The sequence below is a fragment of the Aquimarina hainanensis genome (assembly GCF_042684685.1).
GTDB lineage: Bacteria > Bacteroidota > Bacteroidia > Flavobacteriales > Flavobacteriaceae > Aquimarina > Aquimarina hainanensis.
On the sequence record NZ_JBHULX010000042.1, the window covers coordinates 1 to 514 of the forward strand.

General features: G+C 43.2%; 1 protein-coding gene. It reads left to right on the forward strand.

Annotation, left to right across the window (positions count from 1 at the left end):
• Positions 1–514, forward strand: a 514-nt coding sequence (locus ACFSTE_RS20555) for a PKD-like domain-containing protein (protein WP_378298372.1), incomplete at both ends; no start/stop codon positions are given.

Below are 514 nucleotides of genomic sequence, written 5' to 3' on the forward strand. Positions count from 1 at the left end.
ATAATGCCAATGTAACAGGAGAATCAACTTCCCTGCAAACAACAACAACCATTAATGATGTACTGACCAATACCAGTGGAACAGATCAGACAGTAACCTATACGATAACCCCTAGTGGAAGTAACGGATGTACTGCCGATGCCTATACAGTAACAGTAACCGTACAACCGGAACCAACTCTGGATGCAACAGATCTAACTAACACCAGCTGTAGTGATGTAGCACTTAGCAGAGACCTGACTCTTGATGTGACTGAAACAGGAACAACCTTTACATGGATTGCAGCGGATAATGCCAATGTAACAGGAGAATCAACTTCCCTGCAAACAACAACAACCATTAATGATGTACTGACCAATACCAGTGGAACAGATCAGACAGTAACCTATACGGTAACTCCTAGTGGAAGTAACGGATGTACTGCCGATGCCTATACAGTAACAGTAACTGTACAACCGGAACCAACACTGGATGCAACAGATCTAACTAACACCAGCTGTAGTGATGTAGCACT